The sequence below is a fragment of the Amycolatopsis sp. CFH S0740 genome, assembly GCF_004522315.1.
GTDB classification, from domain to species: Bacteria; Actinomycetota; Actinomycetes; order Mycobacteriales; family Pseudonocardiaceae; genus Amycolatopsis; species Amycolatopsis nivea.
In genome coordinates this window covers 216413-234578 of sequence record NZ_SDLS01000010.1, presented here as the reverse complement: position 1 = coordinate 234578, position 18166 = coordinate 216413, and the positions used below count along the sequence as shown (strand labels likewise).

Genomic DNA, 18166 nt, shown 5'->3' with positions numbered 1-18166 from the left:
CCAGGCGTGGCAGGAGTCACCGTTCGGTGGGTTTCGCCGGGACACCGCGACCCAATACCGTCGCTGAATAGCCGTGATTCGACACCCTCACCAGGGGTAACGGAGGTTGGGCCGGATGACACCGGAGATCGACGAGGCGGTCGTGCGGCTGCCTGGCATGCGGGTGGCTTACGACAGCGCGCCGTTTGACGAGTCGGCGCTCGCGGCCACGTGGCATGACCAGCTGGAAAGCTGGCTGAGCCAGGCGGTGTCCGAAGCACTCGCGGAACCCAACGCGATGGTGCTCGCGACCGCCGACGCCGAGGGCAGGCCTTCTTCGCGCACGGTGCTGTGCAAGGGCTTCGACGAACGCGGAGTGGTTTTCTACACGAACTACACGTCGGCGAAGAGCCACGACCTCACGGCGACGCGCTACGCGTCGGCCACCTTCCCCTGGTACCCGCTGCACCGCCAGGTCACGGTCCGCGGCGAGGTCGAGAAGGTGAGCGCAGACGAGACGGCCGCCTACTGGGCCCAGCGCCCGCGCGGGTCGCAACTGGGAGCGTGGGCGTCGCCGCAGTCGCGCGTGGTCGAGGGGCGGCGGGCGTTGGACAACGCGCTGCGCAATATCGAGCGCCGGTTCGGCGATGTCGAGCAGATCCCGGCTCCTCCGCATTGGGGTGGTTGGCGGATTCGGCCGGACTTTGTCGAGTTCTGGCAGGGGCGCGAGGATCGGATGCACGACCGGTTGCGGTTTCACCGGACTCATGACGGGTGGCATGTGGAGCGGTTGGCTCCTTGATCGTTGCGGCTCGTCGCCTGGCGGCGACATTGCGTCCGCCGGGTGAGGCGGGGCACCCCGATTTTTTAGTGTGACTACGGCGCTGGGGTGCTTGTCAAGGCGGGAAAGATGCCTTGACAAGCACCCCAGCGCCGTGTTTTTGGCTTCGTATCGGGGGCGGGGGAGGTGTGGGTGCCTCGCTTTGGGTGCATTGGCTGCGGTTTGGTGGGTGGCGGGACCGTCGAGGGTCGTGAGGGGAACCCTGAGGGAATCTGATTCCCTCAGGGTGGCCCTCACGGACTTTCCTCAAGGGGTGGTCGGGCCTCCGTGCGGGGAAAATCACCTGCGCCAGCTTCGTTAGCACAACTAAGCTGATAGCTCGTGACTTCAGAACCGGGGATACGCCCGCCCCGTACCGGGGCTCGCAAGCTCCTCGGCCGGATCGTCGTCGACACTCGTCCGCTCCGGATTCCGGCGTTTCGGCGGCTGTGGATGTCCACCGCGGTGACCGCGGTCGGGTCGCAGCTCACCGCGGTCGCGGTGCCGAAGCAGGTTTTCGATATCACCGGATCGTCCGGGTACGTCGGGCTGACCGGTGCGGTCGCGCTCGTTCCGTTGCTCGTGTTCGGGCTGTGGGGCGGGGCGATCGCGGACGCGGTCGACCGGCGGAAGCTGCTGCTCGTCACCAACGTCGGCGTCGCGATCACCTCCGCGCTGCTGTGGCTCCAGGCCTTCACCGGGATGCATTCGGTGTGGCTCGTGCTCGGGCTGCTCGCCGCGAACCAGGCGTTTTTCGCGATCAACATGCCCACGCGCGGCGCGGTCGTCGCGCGGCTGGTGCCCGCTCCGCTCCTGCCGTCGGCGAACGCGCTCAACACCACGATGGCCACGTTCGGCGCGGTGTTCGGGCCGCTGTTCGGCGGGGCGCTGATTCCGGTGATCGGACTGTCCACTTTGTACTTGGTGGACGTCTGCGCGCTGGCGATCACGCTGATCGCGGTGTGGCGGCTGCCCTCGATCCCGCCGCTCGGCGAGGGGACGCGCAGGGCGGGGATCGGCTCGGTCGTCGACGGATTCCGTTACCTGGCCCATCAAAAAGTGCTGCTGGCGTCGTTCGTCGTCGACATTATCGCGATGGTCGCCGGCATGCCGCGCGCGTTGATCCCGGAGATGGCCGAGCGGACGTTCGGCGATCCGCCCGGCGGCGGTCCGGCGCTCGGCATGCTCTACGCCGCGCTGCCCGCGGGCGCGATGCTGATCGGGTTGTTCTCCGGCTGGCTGCACCGGGTGCAGCGGCAGGGCGCGGCGGTCGTCATCGCGATCTGCTGCTGGGGTGCGGCGATGGCCGCGTTCGGGCTCGCGCATTCGCTGTGGCTGGCGGTGATCTTCATGGCGCTCGGCGGCGCGGCGGACATGGTCAGCTCCGTCTACCGCCAGGCGATCCTGCAGACCGCCACCACCGACGAGATGCGCGGACGGCTCCAGGGCGTCTTCACCGTGGTCGTCGCGGGCGGGCCGCGGATCGCCGACCTCACGCACGGCTGGTCCGCGGCGGCGTGGGGGACCAGGATCGCGGCGACCGGCGGCGGGCTGCTGGTGATCGTGCTGGTCGTGGCTTCGCTGGCTGTGCTGCCCGGGTTCTGGCGGTATCAGGCTCCAGTCGAAGAGGGCCACTGACAGTAGTGTTACTCCGTTCGGAATAGCATGCCCGATATGCGTGCATATCCGATCGCTCTGCTGATCTCCGCCGCCGCTGTTCTGACCGCCTGCTCTTCTGGTGAGCAGAAGGCCGCCGCACCGACGTCGCCGCCCGCGAGCAAGGCGCCGGCCTCCTCGTCCGCGCCCGCCGCCAAGGCCGCCGACACCTGCTCCTTGCTGCCGTCCGACGACGTCTCCAAGGCGATCAAGATCCCGGACATCACCTCGAAGGCCGGACCCGCCCACGACAATCCGAGCAACGGCGGCAAGGCCACGAGCTGCGAATACGTCGTCGAAGGCAAGACCGCGGGCGCGCTCGCGGTGACCCGCTACGAGGGCCGCAAGGCCAAGCCCGCCGACATGATCGCCGCGATCAAGAAGGCCAAGCCGGGCGCGGTCGACGTGCCGGGCTTCCCGGACGGCGCCGTTTTCTACACCGACGAGCAGAAGACCGCCACGCTCGCCGCGGCCAAGGTGTCCAACGGGGTTCCGGTGCTGGTCAACTACACCGGACCGGTCAAGATGACCAAGGAAATGATGACCCCGCTCGTGCACACGGCGGTCGCCAAGGCCTGACGGCCGACTTCCCGTAGGCGTCCGGACAAGGCACACTAATCGCCCATGACGGACGTGAGCGAGGGCACATCCAAGGTCGCCGAACCGGCTTTGCTGCGGGTCATGGGCCCGAAGCTGCTGCTGTTCTTCGTGGTCGGCGACATCATCGGCACCGGCGTGTACGCACTGACCGGGCAGGTGGCTGGACGCGTCGGCGGCGCGTTGTGGCTGCCGTTCCTGCTGGCGTTCGTGGTCGCCTTCATGACCGCGTTCAGCTATCTCGAACTGGTCGGCAAGTATCCGCGCGCGGCGGGCGCGGCGCTGTACACGAACAAGGCGTTCGGGGTGCCGTTCCTGACCTTCATGGTCGCGTTCGCGGTGATGTGCTCCGGGATCACGTCCGCGTCGTCGGCCGCGGTGGCGTTCGGCGCGACCTACCTCGCGGCGTTCGTGAAGCTGCCGACGGTGCTGGTCGGCATCGCGTTCGTGCTCCTGCTGGCGCTGATCAACTTCCGCGGCGTCGGCGAATCGGTGAAGGCCAACGTCGTCCTCACCTGCATCGAACTGTCCGGGCTGTTGATCATCATCGGCGTCGGCGTGTGGGCGGTGCTGAACGGGAACGGCGAACCGTCGCGGCTGGTCGAGATCGACACCGCGGACAAGACGTGGCTCGTCGCCATCTCCTCGGCGACGTCGCTCGCGTTCTTCGCGATGGTGGGCTTCGAGGACTCGGTGAACATGGCCGAGGAATGCCATGACCCGGTGCGGATTTTCCCGCGCGCGATGCTGTGGGGCATGGTCATCGCCGCGACGATCTACGTGCTCGTCTCGGTGACGTCCTCGCTGCTGGTCCCGGCCGCCGAACTGGCCGGCGCGAAGAGCGACGCGCTGCTGAGGGTGCTCGACATTGGTGCACCGGGCTTCCCGCGGGAGATCTTCTCCGCCATCGGCCTGTTCGCGGTGATCAATTCCGCCTTGATCAACATGCTGATGGCCAGCCGCCTGCTGTACGGCCTGGCGAACGAACGCGTCCTGCCGCCGGTGTTCGGCCGCGTGCACCCGACTCGCCGGACGCCGTGGGTGTCGATCATTTTCACCAGCGTCATCGCCATCGGTCTGGTGTCCTTTGTGGACATCAGTGCGCTCGGCGGGACGACCGCGTTGCTGTTGCTGGTCGTGTTCGCCATCGTCAACATCGCGCTTTTGGTGCTGCGCAAGGACAAGGTGGCGCACAAGCATTTCCGCGCGCCGACGGTCGTGCCGGTGCTGGCCGCGGTGTTCTGCCTGTACCTGGTCAGCCCGCTGTCCGGCCGCCCGGCGCAGGATTACCAGGTGGCCGGCATCCTGCTCGCCGTCGGCCTCGTGTTGTGGGTGGTGAACCTCCTGGTGAAGCGGGCGCTCAGTGGTGCGTCATCGCGGCCTGGAGCCACCAGGCGCTGAACCCGGCGATCTTCGCGTCGACCACCAGCGGACGCTCGAGCCCGGCGGCGACCCGCGTCGCGACCTCGTCGAGGTCTTCCTTGGCGCGGACGGTGACCGCGTCGCAGCCGTAACCGCGCGCGATGGCGGCGATGTCGGTGTCCGGGAAGGTGACGGTGTCGGCCGGATGTCCGCCGGGCTCGAAGAAATACACCTCGGCGCCGTAGGCGTGGTCGTTGTAGATGACGATGAGCATCGGCAGCTTCAGTCGTACGACGGTTTCCAGTTCGGCGATGCTCATCAGGAAACCGCCGTCACCGCACGCTGCGACCGGGAAGCGGTCCGGCTGGGCGAGTGCTGCGCCGATCGCGGTGGCGAGTCCGAGGCCGATCGACTGGAACGCCTGGGTGAAGCAGAAACCGTTCTCGTCCGGGACGTCCAGGTACATCGTGGGGTAGCCCATGAAGTTCCCGGAATCGACACCGACGACCCGGTTGGCCGGAATGAGTTCGTCCAGCGCGGCGGACAGCGTCCGCGGGTCGATGACCTCAGCGGTCCCGGCGTCGTCGTGTTCGTTGTCGCGCCAACGGATTTCCCGGGCGATCCGGTCCTTGAGCTCGTCACTGCGGTATCCATTGTGGACTTCGACCTGTTCGGACACCGCCGCGGCGGTACCGGCGACATCGCCGACGATGCCGAGGTTGACCGGCCGATTCCGGCCCAGCGCGGCGGACTCCAGATCGACCTGCACCAACGTGGTTTCCGGGGAGAGCAGCCGCCCGTGCGCCGTCGTCCAGTCATTGAGCGCGGATCCCCAGCCGACGACGACGTCCGCGCCCTGGATCAGCTCGGTGGTCAGCGGCGACGAAAACCCGCCGGACACCCCGATCGACCACGGTTCGCCAGTGAACAGTCCTTTCGCGACCGCACCCTCGGCAAGCAACGCTCCGCAACGGTCTGCCAGCGCGACCAGTTCGGCCCGGGCTTTCCGGGAACCCCGTCCACAAAGGAATACTGGACGCTCGGCTCGCTGCAGGAGCGAAGCGAGCGCCTTCACGTCCTGCTCAGCGGCGCGTGGTTGCGGCAGTGCCTCGATCGCGGTCAGTCCATCGAGGAGGCCTTCATCGAACGGCTCGGCCTGCACTTCCAACGGAAGTCGCAAAAGGACAGTCCGCCGATCGCGCCGAGCTTGCGTGAACGCTCGTCGCACATCGGCCAGCGCGGTTTTCGCTGACCGCACCAAAATGCTGCTCGCCCCAACGGACCGAGCGAGCGCGTCCTGGTCGATATGGAAGTTCGACAGCGGATCGGTCGCTTCGCCGGTGACGATGACCAGCGGTGTCCGGCTCTTCGCCGCTTCGCCGATCCCGGTGGTCGCGTTGCCCAGCCCGCAGCCCTGGTGCACCGATACCGCCGCGACCTCGCCGCTGCACCGCGCGTAGGCGTCGGCCATCGTGGTCGCGCCGCCCTCGTGCCGAGCGGCGACGAACTCGGCGCCGCCCTGGATCAGGCCGTTGGTGAAGTGGAAATTCCCGCTCCCCACCACGCCGAATGCCTTGCGGACGCCGAACCGCGCCAACGCGATCCCGACGGCTTGGGCAACGTTCACGATTCAACTCCCGGCGTTACCGCGAGCACGCGCGCCGGACTGCCGGTCCCGCCGACGATCGGCAGCGGACAGACCACGACGAGCGCGCCGGTCGGCGGCAGCGAGCCGAGATTCTGCAGGGAAGTGATGCCGTACTTGTCCGCGCCGAGCAAATGGTGGTGCGCGGGCATCGGCGGGTCGAGCGCGAAGCCGTTCCCGGAGTCGATGCCGACAGTTTCCACGCCGTACCCGGCGATCGGCGTTTCCTCGGCAAGCCATTTCGCGGCGGCGGCCGAGATGCCGGGCGTGTGGCTGGCTCCGTCGGAGAAGTTGAGGAACGCGTCGCGGTCCTGGGCGTATTGATCCCACCCGGAGTGCACGAGCAGCCAGCCGCCCTCGCGCAACGGTCCGTGCTCGGCCTCCCACGCCTGGATGTCGGTGATCTCCAGCAGGAAGTCCGGATTGCCGGCGACGCGCGCAGAGATGTCGAGGACGTGCGCGGGGCCGATCAGCCTGCTGACCGGCAGCTCCGAAACGTCCACGCCGTCGCGGTTGGAGATCCAGTGCCGCGGCGCGTCGAGGTGCGTGCCGATGTGCTCGCCGGTGTGGATGTTGTTGTGCCGCCACAGCGGTCCGGAATCGTCGAACTCGCTGACGGACTCGAGGCTGAAGTCGATCAGGTTCGCGAACGGCTCGGGCAACTGCAGGGTCGGCGTGGCGGCGCTGAGCTTGTTGGTGAGGTCGACAATCCGCAGCCGACCCTGCGCGAGCTGGGTCAGGAGCTGGTCGACCCCGGTTTCGGCGGGGGTGCTCATCGGTGCGTCCTCTCGGTCGCGGGGCGCGCTATTGCGGATCCTTGACGGTCGTTGACAGCGCGGAAGGCCATATCTACAGTACCGGTTTCAGCAGCACTGACGGAATAGCTGCCAGAGATCAGTCAGAGTGAACGCGGAGCCCCGACCAGGGCGTCTGGAGCCAGACGGAGCATCGACGCACGGTGCGCGCGCCGTTACGGTGGCGAACGGACCGGTCGCCCGCCAGTCAAGGAACGGAGTGTCGTGACCGACCAGCCCAGCCCAGCCGCTTTCCGGGCGCATTTTCCCGCCTTCGCCGACTCGGTGCACCTCGCGAGCTGCAGCCAGGGCGCGCTGTCGGACGCGCTGACCGCGGAGCTTTTCGAGTTCCAGCACACGATCCGCGAGCACGGGGCGCCGTGGGACAAGTGGATGGCGAAGGTCGCCGAGGCGCGGGCCTTGTTCGCCCAGCTGATCGGCGCGGACGCGGACGACATCGCCGTGGTGCCATCCGCGTCCGAAGGCGCGTACCAGGTCGCGTCGACCCAGGCGTGGTCGGAACGGCCGGGAATTGTCACGACCGACCTGGAATTCCCTTCGCTGGGCCATGTTTGGCTCGCCCAGCAGGGGCGCGGCGCGGACGTTCAGTTCGTCGCGCACCACGACGGACTGGTCGACACCGAGGATTACGCAGCGCTCATCACCGAGCGGACGCGACTGGTGTCCGTTCCGTTGGTCAGCTACGCCAACGGTTTGCGGTTCCCGGTGCGCGAAGTCGCCGCACTGGCCCGGGAAAACGGCGCACGGAGCTTTGTCGACGCGTATCAGGGGCTCGGCGTCGAGCCGGTCGACGTGACCGAACTCGGCTGCGACTACCTCGTCAGCGGCAGTCTGAAATACCTGCTCGGCATCTCCGGGATCGCGTTCCTCTACGTCCGGCCAGGCTTGCGCGACGCGGTTTCCCCGCCGCTGACCGGCTGGTTCGGCCGCACGAACCCGTTCGAATTCGACCCGCGGCACCTCGACTACCCCGAGCACGCGCGCCGCTTCGAGACCGGGACGCCGTCGATCCCGTCCGCGTACGGCGCGGTCGCCGGGCTGAAGCTGGTGCACCAGGTGGACGCGCACCGGGTCCGTGACCACATTGGACTGTTGACCGGGCAGCTGCAGCAGCGGTTGCTCGACGCTGGGGAACAGCTCCGGTCCCCGCTGGACGACGCGCGGCGCGGTCCGCTCGTCGCCTTGGCGGACCGGGATCCCGACGCGCTGGCGGCGTTCCTCGCCGGGCGGCGGATCGTGTGCAGTGCCCGCGGCGACGTGCTGCGGATGTCCTTGCACTACTACAACGTCGAGTCCGACCTCGACGCCGTCGTCGCGGCGATCGCCGAGTACCGGGCGAGCCAGTAGGGAGCAGACATGGCCGAGTCCCCGTCCCCGAACCGGTTGCAGCGGAGGCTGCGCAGCAGGCAGTTGACGATGATCGGAATCGGCGGGGCCATCGGCACCGGCCTGTTCCTCGGATCGAGCCTGGCGATCTCGCACGCGGGACCGGCCGTGGTGCTCGCCTACGTCCTTTGTGGACTGGTCGCGCTGGCGATTTCCTGGGCGCTGGCGGAAATGGTGGTGGTGCACCCGGCCGCGGGCGCGTTCGGCAGCATCGCGCACAAGTATCTCGGCGCGGGCAGCGGATTCGTGGTGCGCTGGGCGTATTGGGCGATGCAAGTGATCGCGATCGGCGGCGAGACGATCGCGGCCGGCGTGTACGTCCAGTTCTGGTGGCCGCAGATTCCGCTGTGGGTTCCGGTCGCGGTGTTCTCGCTGCTGGTGATCGTCGTCAACGGCGCGGCGGTGCACATTTTCGGCGAATTCGAGTACTGGTTCGCGATGATCAAGGTGTGCGCGATCCTCGTGTTCGTCGCGCTCGGTCTGATTCTCGTCTTCTTCGGTCTTCCGAAGGCACCCGCGCCCGGTCTCGCGAATCTCAGCGCGGGCGGCGGATTCCTGCCGAACGGCGTGTCCGGACTGTTGCTGGCCATGGTGTTCGTGCTGTTCAGCTACATCGGCACCGAGGTGGTTTCGGTGACCGCGGCCGAATCGGAAAACCCGACTCGCGACATTCCGCGCGCGGCCCGGGCCATGGTGGTGCGGCTGGCGATCTTCTACGTCGCCGCGATGCTCATCGTCGTGCTGGTGGTGCCGTGGACGGTCACCGGCGAAGGCGGGTCCATTACCGCCAGCCCGTTTGTCCGCGTCTTCCAGGCTGCCGGCGTTCCGGCGGCGGCAACGATCATGAACTTCGTGGTCCTGACCGCCGCGTTGTCGAGCGCGAACACCAACCTTTATCTCACCACGCGCATGCTGCATTCCCTTGCCGAGCACCGATTCGCCCCGGCCTGGGCCGGACGGCTGACGCGTTCTGGAGTGCCGCGCAACGCGCTCGTGCTGTCCACCGCGGGACTGGTGATCGCGACCATCCTGTCCAAGAATTCCGATTCCAACGCGTATCTCGTGCTGTTCGGCATTTCGATTTTCGCCGCGCTGGTCGTGTGGATGATCATTCTGGTGACGCACCTGGCGTTCCGGATCCGCCGTCGCCGCGCCGGGCTGCCGCCGTCGCCAGTGCGGTTGTGGGGCGCACCGGTGGTGAACGTCGTGGTGATCGCTTTCCTTGCCACCGTACTGATTTCGACGTTCTGGATCGAAGGGCTTGACCCGGCGTGGAAGTTCGGGATCCCGTTCTTCGTCCTGCTCGTGGTGGCCTACCTGGTGCTGCGAATGACCGGTCGGACGAAACAGGCGGCGGAAGTGGAATTGGAAGATTCGACGCTGGTACGCGAGAAAGCCTGATCACGGGGTGAGGTGGGCGGCGAGTTCGTCGGCCGCCTTCCGCGCCTGTTCGGCAAAATTCGGGCCCTCGGGCTGTTCGGTCCATCGCTCGAACGCGGTTTGAAAGATCGCGATACCGACCTGCGCGAGCATCTTCGCGCTCGATTCGGTCGCCCCGCGTTCCTGCAGTGCTTCGACGACCGCGGCGGTGACAGCCGCGAGTTTCGTCCGCTCGCGTTCCTGCAGCTCCGGGCTGGACGCGACGATCGCCCGGCGTTGCGCGGCATGCGAAACCAGGCCGGCGAACAAATCGCCAGCGTCGACCATCGCGGCCAATACCGCCTGGAACGGCGGCAGCGCGGGGTCGGCACGTCGGACCGCGTCGGCCATCGCGGCCGGGAGTCGCTCCGACCCGGCGAACAGCACGTCGCGTTTGTCGGCGAAGTAGCGCGAGAACGTCCGACGGGTCAGCCCGGCGCGCTCGGTGATCTGCGTGACCGTGGCGTTGTCGTAGCCGTGCTCGGCGAACAGCTCCAGCGCGGCCGCGCGGAGCCGCTCCTTGGCTTCGGGATCCCAGCGCGGCATGCCGCCATCTTAGCAGTGATGACACAGTGAGTCATCACTGCTACTGTTGATGTCTCACTGAGTCATCATCTTCCGGAAGGATCCCTCATGTCTTTGCTTGACCAGCGGGTTGTCGTCATCGGCGGCAGCTCGGGAATGGGATTGGCGACCGCTCAGGCCGCTGCGGAAGCGGGCGCGGCCGTCACGATCGCGGCGAGTGGCAAGAAACGGCTGGACGCGGCGCTCGCGGAATTGCCGGATACCTGCGAAGGATTCGTCACCGACGTACGCGACGAAGCGAACGTCGCGGCTCTGTTCGAGCACGTCGGCTCGTTGGACCACCTCGTGTACACCGCGGGTGACACGCTGGACCAGCGGCCTTGGACAGAGCTGCCTCTCGAGACCGTGCAGAGCCTGTTTTACGTCCGTTTCTGGGGCGTCGTCAGTGCGGTGAAGCACGCCGCGCCGCGGATCCGCCCGGGCGGATCGATCGTGCTGACGTCCGGAATCATCGGCGTCCGCCCGACACCCGGCGCGGCGCTCGCGGCCGGTTCCGTCGGCGCGGTCGAGGGATTGGCGCGCGGTCTCGCCGTCGACCTGGCCCCGGTGCGGGTCAATACGGTTCGCCCGGGGCCGGTCCACACGCCGATGTGGGACGGCCTTCCGCAACCGCAGTTGGACGCGATGGTCGCCGCGTTCACGGAACGAACGCTGACCAAATCGGTCGGCGAGGCGGAGCAGGTCGCGGCGACCAACGTGTACCTGATGGAAAACCGTTTCGTCACCGGTGCGGTGATCACCGTCGACGGAGGGTTCGTGCTTACTGGAAGCTGACCTCTTCTCCCGGCTTGAGCAGATGCAGCCGCTCCTCGAGCCCGGCCTGCGCGAAAGCCGGTCGGAGGGTGTCCGGGCCCTGGGTGAAATGCGCCCAATGCTCGAAGTGCAGCGGGACGACCTGACGCGCGTTCAGGATCCGGGCCGCCTCAGCCGCGTCGTTACTGGGCAGCGTGAGGTACGCGTCGCCGACCAGGGGAGTTTGTGCTCCGCCCGCGAACAGGACGGCGATGTCGATCCGCTCGAAGCGCTCGGCGATCTGCCGCACCACGTCGAGGGAAGCGTTGTCCCCGCTGACGTAAACGGTCGGCTGGCCCTCGCTTTCGAGCACGAAACCGGTGACCTCGCCGACGAGATGCTCGCTGCCGTCGGGCCCGTGCTGCGCGGGCACTCCGGTGACGCGGACGCCGCCGAGGTCGTACGACTCCCAGTTCGCCAGCGCCCGAACGGGGTCGCCGATCCGCTCCCTCGCCGAGGCGGTGGACAGGACGAGCGGGGCGGCGAGGGCGTACTCCCGCCCCGTTGCGTCCAGGTTGTCCGGGTGGTGGTCGTGCGAAAGCAGCACCGCGGCCACCTCGCCGACCTCCGCCGCGGTGACCGCGGGACCAGCGGTTTTCGCCAGCTTCCGGGCACCGATCGGGTAATCGCCGGGGCCGTCGAAGGTGGGATCGGTGAGCAGGCGGGTCCCGCCGTACTCGATGAGGGCGGTCGGGCCGCCGACGTACCGGATGCGCGTCATGCGGGTAGTCAACTCGCGGACGGTTGCGCGGTATTCCGGCGCAGTGCCTGGAATTCGACCGGGCTGTGCGCGCTGAACACCGAGATCTCGTCCTGGTGTTCGCGGGCGAGGGTCTGCAGCCGGGCGAGGTTGGCGCGGCGAGCGGAGCCGTCCATCTGGTTGATCACCTCGAATGCGCGCATGCCGGGCGGGCAATGCGGGCTGACCGGGGCGACTTCGCCGTGGAAGAAGTACGCGTCGCCGGCGTGCAGGAGCCAGCCGTCGCCGGTGTCGACCGCGACGCCGGAGTGCCCGTGCGTGTGCCCGGGCAGCGGGACGAGCAGGATTTCCGGCGGCAGACCGCGCAGCGGCCGCACCGCGTCGAAGCCGAACCAGTTTTCGCCGGCCTCGTCGTAGGTGCTCCACAGTGGACTGTGCGCGAATTGCTCGGCCCGGTACCGGGTTTTCTCCGGGAAGCTCTTCGGGTTGTCCGCCGCACGACGTTCGGTGGTGCGGACATGCACGGTGGCGTCGGGGAAATCGGCGAGCCCGCCGGCGTGGTCGACGTCGAGGTGGGTCATCACGATGTGCCGGACGTCGGCGGGATCGTGGCCCAGCGCGCGGATCTGCGCGACCGCGGTTTCCGCCATGGTCGGCTTCGCCCCGACCATCGCCATGAACGGACCGCCGAGCCAGCGCCGCGATTCGGTGACCCCGCGAGTGCCGAACCCGGTGTCGACCAGCACGAGCGCGTCGGCGGTCTCCACGAGCAGGCAGTGCGCCACGATCGTGCTGCGCCGCAGCATTCCGGGGCGGCCGTCGAGCGCCTTGCCGCCGAGCGGACGCATCGTGCCGCAGTTGAGGTGGTGCACCTTCATACCGTGCTCCTCTCGCTGAGCCGGACGAAATCGGTCAGGTCGTGCGAGGCGAACACGGTCACCTCGTCGGCGTGGTCCCGGCGCAGCTCGCGCAACCGGCGCTGGTTCTCGCGCCGGGGCCCGGGCAGCGTCTGGACCCGCCGTTCGAACATAGCCAATCCGGGCGGGCAATAGGGCTCGGCGTCGATCTCCCGGTGGAAGAAATAAGAATCACCCGCGTTGAGCACCCAGCCGGACCCGGTGTCGACGGCCACCCCGGCGTGTCCGACGGTGTGCCCGGCGAGCGGCACGAGCGCGACGCCCTCGACCCCGTCCAGCTCGCGGACCGCGTCGAGGCCGAACCAGCTGTCGCCGGCGTCCGAATAGGACTTCCACTGTGGACCGTGCCGGAACTGGACGTCGCGGTACCGCGGGTTTCCGGCGCGGTAGGCGTCGAGTTCCTTGCCGTAGACGTGCACGCGCGCCTGCGGGAAGTCGACGAGCCCGCCGGCGTGGTCGAGGTCGAGGTGAGTGAGGACGATGTCGCGGACGTCGGCCGGGTCGAAGCCCAGCGCGCGGATGCGGCTCAGCGCGGTTTCGCTTTCGTCCGTCATCGGATTCGACGTGCGCAGGAAGCGCGGACCGAGCCAGCGCGCGGCATCGGTGACGGTGGGCGAACCCATTCCGGTCTCGATGAGAGTCAGTCCGGTGCCGGTTTCGACCAGCATGCAGTGGCACACGAGGGTGGCGCGGCGCAGCAGCCCGGGTTTTCCGTCGACCAGCTTGCCGCCGATCGGACGCATGGTGCCGCAGTTGAAGTGGTGTACGCGCATTAGGCGAACTCCCGTTCGACGGTGGTGTGCAGGTGAGCGGCGACGGCCTGCAGCGGCGCGGTATCCCGCCGAGTGCGCGCGAGCAGCAGCGCGCCTTCGATCGCGGACAGCACGATCGTCGCCAGCGAAGCGGCACGGTCCTCGGCGAGGCCGTGCGAGGTGAAGTAGGCGGAGATATCCCGCAGCCAGCCTTCGTAACCCTGGTCGCAGGCGGCACGGATCGGCTCGCTGTCGGCGGCTTCCAACGCGACAGTCGCGATGGGACAGCCGCAGCGATAGTCCGATTCGGACAGTGAGGTGGCGAGTGCGGCGACGATGAGATCGATGGCAGTGGCCGGATCCGGGGCGCCAGCGGTGATTTCGCGGAACTGCCCGGCCAGCCGCTCCCCGGAAAGCTGCACCGCCTCGGCGGCCAGCTGTTCCTTGCCGCCGGGGAAATGGAAGTACAGCGAGCCCTTCGGGGCCCGGCTTTCGGACACGAGCTGGGTCATCCCGGTGGCGTGGTAGCCCTGGGTGCGAAACAGCTCAGCCGCCGATTCGAGCATCCGGCGGCGCGTGTCGGTGCGGTTGACCATGCGCCTACCGTAGCTCAAACTATGACGACCGGTCTAGTTAGTTTCGAGGCGTGCCCGCGCGGCGCGGCCGATCGGTAATCTCAGCGCCATGGCGAACCCCACCGGAGAACAGTTCGAGATCACCCGCGGCAACGCGCGCGCCGTCATCACCGAGATCGGTGCCGGACTGCGCGCGTTCGAGATCAGCGGAGTGCCGTATGTCGAGACGTTCGCCGAGGACGAGAAGCCGCCGAAGGGACTCGGCCAGGTGCTGCTGCCGTGGCCGAACCGCACCAAGGGCGGCAAGTGGGAGTTCGAGGGTGAAGAGCAGCAGCTGGAGATCACCGAGGAAGCGCGCGGCAACGCCATCCACGGCCTGACCCGGCACCAGGAATGGGAACTGCTGGAACACGCCGAAACCTCGATCACGCTCGCCATCGACGTCGAGGTCCAGCCCGGCTGGCCGGTGCCGCTGCGCGCGACGATCACCTACGACCTGCAGCCGCGCGAGCTCGTGATCACCCACGAAATCCGCAACGAGGGGGAGAAGCCGATCGGCGTCGGCGTCGGCACCCACCCGTACTTCCGGATCGGCGACGCGCCGACCGACGAGCTGACCCTCACGCTGCCCGCCACGCGCGTCCGGCCGTACGAGGGCGAGCAGCAGATGCCGTACGCGGACGAGCAGGACGTCGAGGGCACCGAATACGACTTCCGGCAGGGCAAGCTGCTCGAAGGCGTCGACCTGGACACCGCGTTCGGCGGGCTGGAACTGGCCGCGGACGGCACCCACCACTACGTGCTGTCCCACGGCGACCGCCAGCTGGTGGTCTGGACCGGTCCGGACTTCCGCTGGGTGCAGGTGTTCACGCCGGATGACCTGGTCGGCCGCGGCCGCGCGGTCGCGATGGAGCCGATGACCTGCCCGGCGGACGCGCTCAACACCGGCACCGACCTGATCGAACTGGAACCGGCGACGTCGTGGACGGGCAGCTGGGGAATCCGGGTCCCGTGAAACTCGAACTGCTGACCGAGGCCGCCGCGGGCGAACTGCTGACCCTGCAGCAAGCCGCGTACATCACCGAGGCGCGGGCGCACCAGAACTTCGACCTGCCGCCGTTGCTGGACACCCTCGACGACGTGCGCGCGGCCATCGCCGACCCGTCGATCATGGTCTGGGGATTCCTCGACGGCGGCAGGCTCGTGGCGAGCGTGCGGATGCGAGTGTCCGGCCCGGTCGGCGAGATCGGCAGGCTCGTGGTGGCGCCGGATCGCCAGGGCGAGGGACTCGGCACCGCGCTGCTGGCGGCCGCGGAGGAGGCGACCCCGGCGGAGGTGACGGTGTTCCGGCTGTTCACCGGCGAACGTTCGGCCGGGCCGCTCTATTTGTACCGAAAGCTCGGTTACCGCGAGACGCATCGGTCGCCGGAGGCGGACTATCAGTTGGTGCACCTGGAAAAACCCCGGATGCGCGAACCCGGGTGAGTTCGTTAGCGTGTCAAACTATGGCTTACAAGGCGATTGTCGGGGGCTATGTGGTCCCCGTCGGCGCCGCTCCGATCGAGGGCGGCACCGTGCTCATCGAAGACGGCCGGATCACCCACGTCGGGGCTGAGGCCGACGTCGAGGTGCCGGAGGACGCGGAACTGGTGGACGCGTCCGGCAGCTGGGTCTTGCCGGGATTCATCGACGCGCACGCGCACCTCGGCGTCCACGAGGACGGCGAGGGCTGGGCGGGCAACGACACCAACGAAATGACCGACCCGAACGGCGCCCGCTTCCGTGCGATCGACGGGATCGACCCGTACGAGCCGGGCTTCGACGACGCGCTGGCCGGCGGCGTCACGAGCGTGGTGATCAAGCCGGGGTCGGGCAACCCGATCGGCGGGCAGACCATCGGCGTGAAGACGTGGGGCCGGTCCATTCTGGACATGGTGTTCGCCGAGCAGGTGAGCGTGAAGAGCGCGCTGGGCGAGAACCCGAAGCGGGTTTACGGGGAGAAGAAGGTCACGCCTTCGACCAGGCTCGGGGTGGCCGCGATTCTGCGCGAGGCGTTCACGAAGGCCCGCAACTACCAGGAAAAGCGCGAGCACACGCGGTCCGAGGGCAAACCGTTCGAAACGGACCTGACGAACGAAACCCTGGCGAAGGTCCTCGACGGCGAGCTGTACTGGGACCAGCACGTGCACCGCGCCGACGACATGGTGACCGCGATCCGGCTGGCCGACGAATTCGGCTACAAACTGGTGATCAACCACGGCACCGAAGGCCACCTGATCGCGGACCTGCTGGCCGAACGCGACATCCCGGTGATTCTCGGCCCGCTCTTCACCACGAAGTCCAAGGTGGAACTGCGCAACCGCACCCTGCGCTCGGCCGGAATCCTCGCGCGCGCCGGGGTGAAGATCGCGATCACCACGGACCACCCGGTCATCCCGATCAACTTCTTGGTGTACCAAGCCGCACTGGCGGTGAAGGACGGCCTGGACCCGGAGACCGCGCTGAAGGCCTTGACCCTGCACCCGGCCCAGATGCTCGGCCTGGACGACCGGATCGGCACCCTGACCCCCGGCCTGGACGCGGACGTGGTGCTGTGGTCCGGCGACCCGCTGGACGTAATGAACCGCGCGATGCGGGTGTTCGTGCGGGGCCAGGAGGTCTACCACTTCGACGAGACGACCGGCGAGGGCGTTTCGGCGGATCGGCGGTACCGGGAAGCTCGCTGAGGTTGGTTGAGGCGGCCTGACCGGCCGCCTCAATCGAGCAGCGCGGTGAGGTCCAATTCGAACGGGAACGGCTCGGCGGTGCGGAATTTCCCTGTGACGGCGGGGGAGTTCCGATAGCCGAGTTCCCCGGCCTGGTGGCAGGCGACAAGGGAGACCGGATCGTCGAGGTCGAGGATCCAGTAGAACGGGATTCCGGCGTCGGAGTACTCCTTGTGCTTCGTGACGTAGTCGGTGCGTTTCGACCCCGGCGTCGTGACTTCGACCACCAAGACGAGGTCTTCGGCGCGTAGTGCGTCTTCCTCGGGAGTCCGGGCGATCGCGGCTGATGTGGTGACCAGGAGATCGGGGCACCGGGAAAAACCCGGTGCCCCGTCCGGCGCGAGCCCTAGATCGATATCCACGCGTGGCACCACGGAAAACTCGTCCGGCAGCTGATCATGCAGTTGGAAGGCGAGCGCGTACGTCGCGTGGTTGTGCCATGCGCCCGGCGACGGAGAGAAGACCAGACGGCCTTCGACGAGTTCGGTGAATCCCGGCTCGACCTCGCCGAGCGCGAGGTATTCCTTGATCGAGAGCAACTGCCGCGGAAGTGTCCTGGTGTCCATGCCGCTCACGGTAAGCGAGGGGTACGACACTTTCCGCCAACACAGTCCGCCAGGAACGTCCCCAACCCCCGCGGCGAACCCCCGGTCACCGCGGCGAAATCGTCGCTCAGCCAAGCCCCGTCCCCCTCCGCCAGCAGTTCGAAGACCTGCGCGTTCGACCCCGCCTCCGGTACCCCCTTCGACTCCATCACCGCCTGGTGCTCCGCAGCCGAAATCCGCCGGTACTCCACCGGGCGGCCGGTAACCGCAGCCCACTCGCGGGCCACGTCGGCGAACGTGACCAACTCCGGCCCAGTCAGCAGATACGTCCGACCGGCATGCTCCGCCGGGGCCGTCGCGATCGTGGCAGCCGCGGCCGCGACGTCTCGGGCGTCGACCATGCCGATCCGGCCATCGCCCACGGACGAAGAAAAGCCGCCCGTCGCGGCGATCTCCGGCGCGAGGGCGAGCAGATTTTGCATAAAGAAGTTCGGCGCCAGCAGCGTGTACTCCATCCCGGACGCCTTGAGGTGCGCGTCAATCCGCGCGTGCACCCGCCGCCGGGTGACTGGCGAATCGTCAACAGCCTTGTGGTTGGTGACCCGCACGACGTGCCGCACCCCGTTCGCGACCGCGCGATCGAGCACCGTCAGCTGCGACGTCACCGCGGGTCCGATCAGCACGAGCGTGTCGACCCCGCGCAGTGCCGCGTCGAGGGTGTCCGGCCGGTCGAAATCGCCGACTACCTCATCGGTGCCGCCCGAAGGGGTGCGGACGAGCGTCCGGGCAGGTCCGAGCAGGCGGACGGCTTCGCTGCCGATTTTTCCGGTAGCACCGGTAACCAAGATCATGCGAC

The 18166-nt window shown here is 68.0% G+C and carries 19 protein-coding genes; 10 read left to right on the top strand and 9 right to left on the bottom strand.

Annotated features, from left to right (window positions below; translation table 11 throughout):
- Window positions 1-115 precede the first annotated feature (115 nt).
- From pdxH to EIZ45_RS19720, 4 genes are all read left to right on the top strand, one after another.
- Window positions 116-781: a pyridoxamine 5'-phosphate oxidase gene (gene pdxH, locus EIZ45_RS19735; protein WP_037819929.1), complete on the top strand. Its 666-nt coding sequence runs from the start codon at window positions 116-118 to the stop codon at window positions 779-781.
- A 360-nt stretch (window positions 782-1141) separates the two neighbouring features.
- Window positions 1142-2437 carry an MFS transporter gene (locus EIZ45_RS19730; RefSeq protein WP_255443303.1) on the top strand — a complete coding sequence of 432 codons (1296 nt, stop codon included), beginning with the start codon at window positions 1142-1144 and terminating at the stop codon, window positions 2435-2437.
- Window positions 2438-2473: 36 nt separating this feature from the next.
- On the top strand, window positions 2474-3034 hold the full coding sequence (locus tag EIZ45_RS19725; protein ID WP_167756496.1) for a DUF3558 family protein: 561 nt from the start codon (window positions 2474-2476) through the stop codon (window positions 3032-3034).
- 45 nt (window positions 3035-3079) lie between these two features.
- Window positions 3080-4453 (top strand): APC family permease, encoded by a 1374-nt coding sequence (locus tag EIZ45_RS19720; RefSeq protein ID WP_134665377.1) that lies wholly within the window; start codon window positions 3080-3082, stop codon window positions 4451-4453.
- On the opposite strand, the gene EIZ45_RS19715 is transcribed toward EIZ45_RS19720, so the two are convergent.
- Together EIZ45_RS19715 and EIZ45_RS19710 are read right to left on the bottom strand one after the other, a co-directional pair.
- On the bottom strand, window positions 4413-6041 hold the full coding sequence (locus tag EIZ45_RS19715) for a thiamine pyrophosphate-binding protein (protein WP_134665375.1): 1629 nt from the start codon (window positions 6039-6041) through the stop codon (window positions 4413-4415). The genes EIZ45_RS19720 and EIZ45_RS19715 overlap by 41 nt on opposite strands.
- On the bottom strand, window positions 6038-6835 hold the full coding sequence (locus tag EIZ45_RS19710) for a cyclase family protein (RefSeq protein WP_134665373.1): 798 nt from the start codon (window positions 6833-6835) through the stop codon (window positions 6038-6040). The genes EIZ45_RS19715 and EIZ45_RS19710 overlap by 4 nt, the downstream gene beginning before the upstream one ends.
- 243 nt (window positions 6836-7078) lie before the next feature.
- Between EIZ45_RS19710 and EIZ45_RS19705 the strand changes: the two genes are divergently transcribed.
- Complete coding sequence (locus tag EIZ45_RS19705) at window positions 7079-8221, top strand: aminotransferase class V-fold PLP-dependent enzyme (RefSeq protein ID WP_134665370.1); 1143 nt, start codon at window positions 7079-7081, stop codon at window positions 8219-8221.
- 9 nt (window positions 8222-8230) lie between these two features.
- A complete protein-coding gene (locus EIZ45_RS19700; RefSeq protein ID WP_037819920.1) occupies window positions 8231-9661 on the top strand; it encodes an amino acid permease in 1431 nt (476 codons plus the stop codon).
- Here EIZ45_RS19700 and EIZ45_RS19695 read toward each other — a convergent pair whose 3' ends face one another.
- Window positions 9662-10225 carry a TetR family transcriptional regulator gene (locus EIZ45_RS19695; RefSeq protein ID WP_037819919.1) on the bottom strand — a complete coding sequence of 188 codons (564 nt, stop codon included), beginning with the start codon at window positions 10223-10225 and terminating at the stop codon, window positions 9662-9664. It abuts the gene before it with no gap.
- 87 nt (window positions 10226-10312) lie between these two features.
- Here EIZ45_RS19695 and EIZ45_RS19690 point away from each other — a divergent pair, with 87 nt between their 5' ends.
- Entirely contained in the window at window positions 10313-11038 is a 726-nt protein-coding gene (locus tag EIZ45_RS19690) for an SDR family oxidoreductase (protein ID WP_134665368.1), read from the top strand.
- Here the strand turns inward: EIZ45_RS19690 and EIZ45_RS19685 are convergent.
- The 4 genes from EIZ45_RS19685 to EIZ45_RS19670 are packed head-to-tail and all read right to left on the bottom strand — an operon-like array spanning window position 11025 to window position 14021.
- Window positions 11025-11777, bottom strand: coding sequence for an MBL fold metallo-hydrolase (locus EIZ45_RS19685; protein ID WP_134665366.1), 753 nt, complete (start codon window positions 11775-11777; stop codon window positions 11025-11027). The two genes, EIZ45_RS19690 and EIZ45_RS19685, sit on opposite strands and share 14 nt — an antisense overlap.
- Window positions 11778-11785: 8 nt before the next feature.
- Window positions 11786-12634 (bottom strand): MBL fold metallo-hydrolase, encoded by an 849-nt coding sequence (locus EIZ45_RS19680; protein ID WP_134665364.1) that lies wholly within the window; start codon window positions 12632-12634, stop codon window positions 11786-11788.
- The gene (locus EIZ45_RS19675) at window positions 12631-13446 is read right to left on the bottom strand and encodes an MBL fold metallo-hydrolase (RefSeq protein WP_134665361.1); all 816 of its coding nucleotides are present in this window, start codon (window positions 13444-13446) and stop codon (window positions 12631-12633) included. The genes EIZ45_RS19680 and EIZ45_RS19675 overlap by 4 nt, the downstream gene beginning before the upstream one ends.
- Window positions 13446-14021, bottom strand: coding sequence for a TetR/AcrR family transcriptional regulator (locus EIZ45_RS19670; protein ID WP_134665359.1), 576 nt, complete (start codon window positions 14019-14021; stop codon window positions 13446-13448). Before EIZ45_RS19670 ends, EIZ45_RS19675 begins: the two co-directional genes overlap by 1 nt.
- A gap of 88 nt (window positions 14022-14109) precedes the next feature.
- On the opposite strand from EIZ45_RS19670, the gene EIZ45_RS19665 reads away from it, so the two are divergent.
- From EIZ45_RS19665 to EIZ45_RS19655, 3 genes are read left to right on the top strand one after another with little or no spacing between them, the layout of a single operon-like run.
- A complete protein-coding gene (locus tag EIZ45_RS19665) occupies window positions 14110-15015 on the top strand; it encodes an aldose 1-epimerase family protein (protein WP_134665357.1) in 906 nt (301 codons plus the stop codon).
- A complete protein-coding gene (locus tag EIZ45_RS19660) occupies window positions 14982-15485 on the top strand; it encodes a GNAT family N-acetyltransferase (RefSeq protein ID WP_134665355.1) in 504 nt (167 codons plus the stop codon). The genes EIZ45_RS19665 and EIZ45_RS19660 overlap by 34 nt, the downstream gene beginning before the upstream one ends.
- Window positions 15486-15505: 20 nt before the next feature.
- Window positions 15506-16726 carry an amidohydrolase gene (locus tag EIZ45_RS19655; RefSeq protein WP_134665353.1) on the top strand — a complete coding sequence of 407 codons (1221 nt, stop codon included), beginning with the start codon at window positions 15506-15508 and terminating at the stop codon, window positions 16724-16726.
- A gap of 29 nt (window positions 16727-16755) precedes the next feature.
- On the opposite strand, the gene EIZ45_RS19650 is transcribed toward EIZ45_RS19655, so the two are convergent.
- On the bottom strand, window positions 16756-17331 hold the full coding sequence (locus EIZ45_RS19650; RefSeq protein ID WP_134665351.1) for a Uma2 family endonuclease: 576 nt from the start codon (window positions 17329-17331) through the stop codon (window positions 16756-16758).
- Between the two features lie 5 nt (window positions 17332-17336).
- Window positions 17337-18161: an NmrA family NAD(P)-binding protein gene (locus tag EIZ45_RS19645; protein WP_134665349.1), complete on the bottom strand. Its 825-nt coding sequence runs from the start codon at window positions 18159-18161 to the stop codon at window positions 17337-17339.
- Window positions 18162-18166 lie beyond the last annotated feature (5 nt).